This window comes from Erysipelatoclostridium sp. An173 (assembly GCF_002160495.1).
GTDB classification, from domain to species: Bacteria; Bacillota_I; Bacilli_A; order Erysipelotrichales; family Coprobacillaceae; genus Thomasclavelia; species Thomasclavelia merdavium.
Map to the genome: position 1 here is coordinate 20,276 of NZ_NFKR01000030.1, position 7,354 is coordinate 27,629.

Annotated in this window: 6 protein-coding genes and 1 pseudogene; 1 reads left to right on the forward strand and 6 read right to left on the reverse strand. The window is 28.4% G+C overall.

Features of this window, described 5'->3' with window-relative positions; genetic code table 11:
* Nucleotides 1-303: 303 nt before the first annotated feature.
* The 3 genes from B5F09_RS11380 to deoC are packed head-to-tail and all read right to left on the reverse strand — an operon-like array spanning nucleotide 304 to nucleotide 2,782.
* Nucleotides 304-1,170, reverse strand: coding sequence for a sugar nucleotide-binding protein (locus tag B5F09_RS11380; protein WP_087303232.1), 867 nt, complete (start codon nucleotides 1,168-1,170; stop codon nucleotides 304-306).
* Nucleotides 1,167-2,102, reverse strand: a complete 936-nt coding sequence (locus B5F09_RS11385) for a class I mannose-6-phosphate isomerase (protein ID WP_087303230.1) — start codon at nucleotides 2,100-2,102, stop codon at nucleotides 1,167-1,169. The genes B5F09_RS11380 and B5F09_RS11385 overlap by 4 nt, the downstream gene beginning before the upstream one ends.
* Nucleotides 2,099-2,782 (reverse strand): deoxyribose-phosphate aldolase, encoded by a 684-nt coding sequence (gene deoC, locus B5F09_RS11390; protein ID WP_087303228.1) that lies wholly within the window; start codon nucleotides 2,780-2,782, stop codon nucleotides 2,099-2,101. Before deoC ends, B5F09_RS11385 begins: the two co-directional genes overlap by 4 nt.
* Nucleotides 2,783-2,937: 155 nt before the next feature.
* Between deoC and B5F09_RS11395 the strand changes: the two genes are divergently transcribed.
* Nucleotides 2,938-3,651 carry a GntR family transcriptional regulator gene (locus B5F09_RS11395; RefSeq protein ID WP_087303226.1) on the forward strand — a complete coding sequence of 238 codons (714 nt, stop codon included), beginning with the start codon at nucleotides 2,938-2,940 and terminating at the stop codon, nucleotides 3,649-3,651.
* Between the two features lie 1,105 nt (nucleotides 3,652-4,756).
* Here B5F09_RS11395 and B5F09_RS15445 read toward each other — a convergent pair.
* From B5F09_RS15445 to B5F09_RS11405, 3 genes and pseudogenes are all read right to left on the reverse strand, one after another.
* A pseudogene (locus B5F09_RS15445) lies at nucleotides 4,757-4,864 on the reverse strand (alpha-hydroxy-acid oxidizing protein); the annotation flags it as partial.
* 208 nt (nucleotides 4,865-5,072) lie between these two features.
* Nucleotides 5,073-6,539, reverse strand: coding sequence for a glycoside hydrolase family 1 protein (locus tag B5F09_RS11400; protein ID WP_087303224.1), 1,467 nt, complete (start codon nucleotides 6,537-6,539; stop codon nucleotides 5,073-5,075).
* Nucleotides 6,529-7,191, reverse strand: a complete 663-nt coding sequence (locus B5F09_RS11405; protein WP_087303223.1) for a GntR family transcriptional regulator — start codon at nucleotides 7,189-7,191, stop codon at nucleotides 6,529-6,531. Before B5F09_RS11405 ends, B5F09_RS11400 begins: the two co-directional genes overlap by 11 nt.
* Nucleotides 7,192-7,354 lie beyond the last annotated feature (163 nt).

The window sequence follows — 7,354 nt, forward strand, 5'->3', positions numbered from 1 at the left end:
AATGGATTCTGCAGCTATTTCTTTTTGATTTAGTTTTTTAAAGTTGCTTCAACATCATCAACATAAAATGTTAAACATCTAAATCCTCTAGCCTCCGGAAAGCTTTTGCATTATAGAGCATTTTTTATAATAAATAATTCTATTTCTTTTTCCCCACATTTTAAATCTATTTTTTAGTCTTTACGCTCTTGTCAATAATTTTCAAGGATTATTTCAAATCATAGTAAATCAACATAAGAATGTATTGCTCTTTGATAATCATTATTGATGATTACAATATGGTGTATTTTATTAAAATTTCTATTATTTCCAACCAAAATCTTTCAACAATTCATCAATATTTTGTTCAAATGTATTAAATGTTATTCCATGGCTTGCAAGTTTACTAGAATCTAAACGGAAATCACGGAAACGATCACTATAACGATCATGATTAGGAAGAATTAAACGATTGATAGCTTCTTGATTACAATTTAATTCCTTAGCAATATAACAAGCACTTTCATAAGTGGTCATTTCATTTTTATTACTTACATGATAAATACCTGCAGGTAAGTTACTAATGGCTTCGAATTGTTTTGCAAGATATTTTGCATATGTCATACCTCTTTTTTCATTACATGTAAATAATGTTGGTTCATTTTTAACTAATGCATTCATAACATTTTTTACAATATTTGGACTAGCTTTAATTCCTTCAAAAGAAAGTCCCATCATCCAAGAGTATCGTAAAATAACAGCATCAATACCTTGAGACTGAATATATTGTTCACATTCAATTTTATTTTGACCATATACAGTTACAGATTCAACGGGTTCATTTTCATCAAATGGACCAAGATTACTTTTACCGTTGAAAACTTGTTCAGTTGAACAGAAAATTAAACGTGCATTTTTTCTCTTACAAATATCAACAATTTCTTTTGTTGACTCAACATTTATTTTATGAGCTAATTCAGGTTGTTCTTCACAAACTGCTGTTGTTGCATTAGCTGCACTATGGAAACAAATATCAAAATCTTGTTTTTCAATAAATTCGCGAACATTTTGAGGATCAGCAAAATCACAGTCTTCTCTAACGATTCTAATCCAATTAAATTTGTCTTTGTTTTCACGATAAATATAGCTTGCTAAAAATCCATTAGCACCTGTTACTAAAATTGTTTTCATCTATTTTTCTCCTTTTTTGGTCGACTATATAATATATGAGCATTACTTACTATCCTAATTTCTTGGGCATTATAAGGCACAAATAAACTTCCATAGCCATCAATTTCAATAACTTCATCATTCCATTCAATTATACAAGTTTCTTTGTCTATATTTGTAATAATACAATAACATTGATCTGTTGTAATAAAAATATCTTTATCTATCCATAATTCATCAACCGTAAAGTATTGATTATCAGTTAATTGACGGTTCTTTTTGCAAGCTTTAAGATATGTTGGCTGTAAAGAAAAATCAGCAACATCAAATGATTCTTTTAAATGTAAAGGACGCGTATTCCCATTTTTGTCTTTACGCCCATAATCATAGAAACGATATGTTGTATTTGAATTGGTTCCAATTTCTAAAGCTAAAATATTTTTCCCCATTGCATGAATTAAACCATCAGGAATGATAAAGTAATCACCTTTATGAACTGGCCATTTTTGTAAATATTTTTCTAAATCTTGATTATGGAGAGCAGCTTCGATTTCTTTAGCATCATCAATTTTTACTCCAGCAACCAATGTTGCATCGTCACTAGCATCAAGTATATACCAAGTTTCAAACTTTCCAAAATCATAAGCGTGTTTTTTTGCATAATTGTCATCAGGATGAACTTGAATACTTAGTGCTTCTTGACTATCTAAATACGCCAAACGCAACATTTCATGCAAGGTATAGCCAGGACCTAAAATACCATCTGGATCTTTTTCAATAACTTCTAGTAAAGTTGTTTTTTCATCAAGATTAGTTATTTCATTACTGCCGTAAGAATGAGCAGACACTTCCCACCATGTTCCAATATTTTCAGGATGATTTCTTATTGTAGCTAGTCGATTACCTCCCCAAATAGTTTTATCTAAAATTGGTTTTAATAATAATGGTTTCATTTTTGTGCCTCTTTAAATTCTTCCAAAATTTTTAATGAAGAACTCGTTCCAATACGTTTAACTCCTAAATCAATCATTGCTTTTGCAGTTTGCCAATCACGAATTCCACCAGCCGCTTTGACTGCTACTTCTCCGGCAACTGTATCGATCATTAATTGAACATCTTCTAGTGTTGCTCCACCAGTACCAAATCCAGTACTTGTTTTAATAAAGTCTGGTTTTACTTCTTTCGCAATTAAAGATAATTGTTTAATTTCATCATTCGTTAAATAACAATTTTCAAAAACAACTTTACTTATTACATTTTTCTTTCTACAAATATCTACAATTTTTTCCATTTCATCTTTAATGAAATCCCAATCTTGCATTTTAGCCTTAGAAATGTTAATGACATAATCAATTTCATCTGCTCCTAAGTCAATGGCGTAATTTGTTTCAAATAATTTTGTTTCTAAACCACATTGACCAAGTGGAAAACCAATTGCTGCTCCTACATGAACTGAAGTACCTTTTAATTGTTCTTTACAAAATGGAACCCATTCAGTATTAATTGCCACCATAGCAGCACCCATTGTTTTAGCTTCTGTACATAACTTAATTAAATCATCGTTTATTGCATCTGCTTTTAAGCAAGTGTGATCAAAATAAGCAGCAACATCTTTTGCTGTTAATTCTTTCATATTAATTCCTCCTTTAACCGTCTTAAATATATCATTATGTAATATATATGTCAACATCATTGAAGAACCTTATATATTACATATATTCTATTATGTAATATAAATTGCATTTTAATCACTAATATGTTATTCTTCTAGAAGTAAGGAGGCATTTTATGAGTACATTATATTTACAAATAAAGGATGATCTTTTAAAAAAAATCAAATCTGGTGAATACAAACAAAACGAAACAATTCCAACTGAATTAGATTTAGCAAAACAATATCAGGTCAGTCGCCCTACTATTCGCCATGCAATTCAATTATTAGTTGATCTAGGTTATTTAGAAAAAAGAAAAAAACGTGGAACTATTGTTTGTAATCAAAAAATTGAACAAGACTTTACTAGATTTATTGCAAGTTTTGATTCTCAAATGCATCAAAAAGGTCTATCTACCCAAACTAAAGTCTTGTTATTTAAACAAGAAATTGCAAATGACGAAGTAAAAAAAGTTTTAGATTTAACGGAAAATAATTTAGTATACAAATTAGTTCGACTTCGCTACATTGATAATAAGCCTAATGTTTTAGTTACTACATATATTCCTTATCAACCCTTTAGTAGTTTTTCAAAAATTGATTTTTCTAATACTTCTTTATACGATTCCTTTAAAAAATTAGGTCGTCCAATTCATAAAGTTACCCGTCTATTAGAAGTTATTAGTAGTGATGAAACTACAGCTGATTTATTAAATATTAATAAAAATAGCCCAGTGTTTTATTTTCATTCATATGGAAAAGATAAAGATGATAAAACGATTGAGTATTCTATTTCAAAATATCGCGGTGATATAAATTCATTTTTATTTGATATTAGTAATACTAATTAAATATATTTTTAAAAAAGCAGATAAATAGAATTAGATAACAAATTATTTCTTGAATATAAACATTTAATGTAAACTAAAAATATTCAACTTTGTTATCAAGAAATCTTTAAATTAGTAAAGATGATAATATTATAAAAATCAAAGATAATACTTTAACTGCTCTTAATGTACAAATACGCACTGATATTCATCCTACTAATGCTAAAATTAATCTTATTTCTTAAAAAAGATGGCTTATTTGAATTTTGTCAAATACAAACTGCCTCAGTAATTATTGAAGATAATATTTAAGTTGTGTAATGGGCAATTATTTTACCAAGTGTCATAATAGTCAATAATATCAGACAATGTTTCATATTCTTCTACACATCCGATAGCTCACTAATTGAATTCAATCTTAAAGATAACCAATTAAAAACAGGCTTTTTTACTTAAAATACGTAGATTAGCGCCTAAACAAACATAAAATTTGAATATCCATTAAAAAAGCGCCGATTATATCAGCGCTTTTTTGAGATTTAAATTTATTCAACACCAATAAAAACCAAAATCTTATCTTTTTTATATCATAACAAAATTTTAAATAATATCCTTTTTTTTAATTATTTTTTATGATTTTTCTATTACACCTTTCAATGTTTTTATATGTTATAATGATTTTTGAACGTTAAATCAACGAAAAAATTTCATCTAACATTATAAGCCATATCTAACTTCTTGCACTTTGGTCAAATCATAAGTTCTCATTATCCTGATTTTCCAATGCATCAGCATTTTTTGTTGTGTATCTATTTTTTAATCTATTCTTTTTAATTTCATCACTTATTAAATCATTATAAAGAATATACTTACAAAATTTATCTTTTATTCAAATAATCGACTTTAATATTTGATATGCTATCGTTATTTCTTCTTATTGTTGTTTTTATATTAATCAAATATAGGATATGGATATTTTTTCTATATTTTAAGAAAAATCATTTTTACACAAGATATTATACGCTATCAATTTGTTTTAATGATGAATAAACTGTCATTATCATTGTATTTTTAAATTCAATGATAATTGTAAAACAACATCTTCAATTCCTTCTTCATTACTATCTCAAATCATACTCACAAAAGGTTTAGCAACAATAACCACATCAGCCCCTAAAGTAAGTTCTTTAAAAATATCAACAACTCTACAAATTGCACCATTAGTAAAGATCTTAACTTGCTCTTTGAACTAATCAGCAATTTCTTGTAAAACAGAAGCAGTTGAAAGACATCAATCAAGGATTCTACCACCATAATTGTGATTTGAACAAGCTTTTCCTATTACAAATTGGACATAATTTACAATAAGGACCTATCATATCTCTACTTTTCTTTAATTTCATTAATATTCTTTTTCTTTCACCTTTCCCTTAAAAAAAATATTAATCGATATTTTCGCCATTCGATTCACATACTTTTTTATACCAATAGAACGAATCCTTCTTACTTCTCGAAAAATCTCCAGTTCCATTATCATGTCTATCTACATATATAAATCCATATCTTTTTTTGAGTTGTCCTGTTCCTGCCGATACAATATCAATTGCTCCCCATGAAGTGTATCCTATTAAGTTAACACCATTATCCACAGCTTTTTTCATAGCTTGGATATGTTGTTTAAAATAATCTATACGATAATAATCATGAATACTCCCATCTTCTTCAACTCGATCTACAGCACCTAAACCATTTTCTACGATCATTAATGGTGTATGAGGATAACGACTTGATAATTTGTTTAAATTATAAAGTAAACCATCTGGATCAATTTGCCATCCCCATTCAGAAGCTTTTAAATATGGATTTTTTGCACCACCTACTAAATTGCCACCAATTTTTTCAACATGAGGATCAGTAGAAACACAGTTCGAAATGTAAAATGAAAAAGTATGTATATCCACAGTTCCATTTTTTAATATTTCTAAATCCCCATCTAAAATATAAGAGGTATCAATATTATGTTTTCTTAAATAAGCCCATGCATAAGGTGGATATTCTCCATTAATTTGAATATCTGCACAAAAATCATTAAATAGACTATCTTTTTCTTGCCAGGCTAGAATATCTTTAGGATTACATGTATGTGGATACCATACAATATGACTGCACATATCTCCAATAATAAATTCAGGATTAATTTTATGTCCCAATTGGACAGCAAGTGCACTCGCAACAAATTCATGATGTAAGGCCTGAAATCTTTCTTGGGGATTATCATGTAATTGTTCAAACTCACACGGTTCAATCCTTGAAAGATCTTCTTTTGTCATATATCCTAATCCCATTAAAGAAGCAAGTGCATCTCCCATAATCCCAGCATTGATCTCATTAAAAGTAAGCCAATATTTTACTTTATCTTTATATCTTCTAAAACATGTTTCTACATATTTCAAATAAAAGTCTATCATTTTTCTAGAATAGAATCCTTGGTAATTTTTTACTAAATTCCATGGTATTTCATAATGTGATAATGTGACCAGTGGCTCAATATGATATTTTTTACATTCATCAAAAATTGCATCATAAAACTTTAAGCCTTCTTCATTTGGTTCTTCATCATCTCCATTCGGATAAATTCTGGCCCAATTAATCGATAATCTAAAAACATTCCATCCCATTTCTGCAAAAAGTTTAATATCATCTAATACTCTATGATATCCATCTACAGCCTCATGTGAAGGATAAAAAGCACCTTCTATTTTTATCGGACAAAATGTCCTAGGTTTTGTAGCACTTCCACCTAAAAGCATATCCGAACACGAAAGACCTTTTCCTCCTTCTAAATAACCGCCTTCATATTGATTGGCAGCAACTGCTCCTCCCCATAAAAAACCTTCTTTAAATTTCATTACTTTTCTCCTTACTCATTTCAGTCATATAAATATCAAAAACATAACTCGCATTATTAAGTAAATTTTTATAGCCTAATTCATAATTTCCTTCTTTAACTGCTTTTAAAGTTAATTTATTATATTCTAGCATTTTGCTCATATCCAGATGTTTAGCATATAAATGAAGTTCAGGTATATTAATAAACCCATGCTCTTTGAGTGATAAATAATCTGGAAAATGATCATCCAAAGAATCAATTAACGTTTTATGGAAATTGTTATCAAAATTATATTTTTCCTTAAAAGAACTTTCTCTTTTTAAACCTTCATCCATATTTTTAATACATTCTTCTAATTTTTTTATAAAAGGATTATTCGAATCAATTTTATATTTTTCAATCAAGCAAGCTACACAGTAACTTTCTAAACAGATAGATAAATGATATCTTTGTTTCATTTCTTCTTCAGTAAGTTTATGAAGACAAAAACCGCGACTCGGTAAAATGTCAACGTGATGTTCGTCACTTAATCTTTGAAGTGCATCTCGAAGTGGCGTACGAGAAATATTTAAATCTTTGGCAATCTTAGTAACTGAATATATTTTATTGGCCTGGATCTGACCTGACCAAATCATATTTATTAACGCATTATATGCATCATCTTTTAGCATCGTACTCTCCTTTCCTTTTTCAAAATAATATCATATCTGTATTTAATAGAAAAGGGGGCTGTAACGACCTATAGAGAAAAAAAGTAGTAAAAAACGCAAAAATGTACGAGGAATCGTACATTTTTTTGGTATAATTGAAATATGAAAACTAATAAATTATACA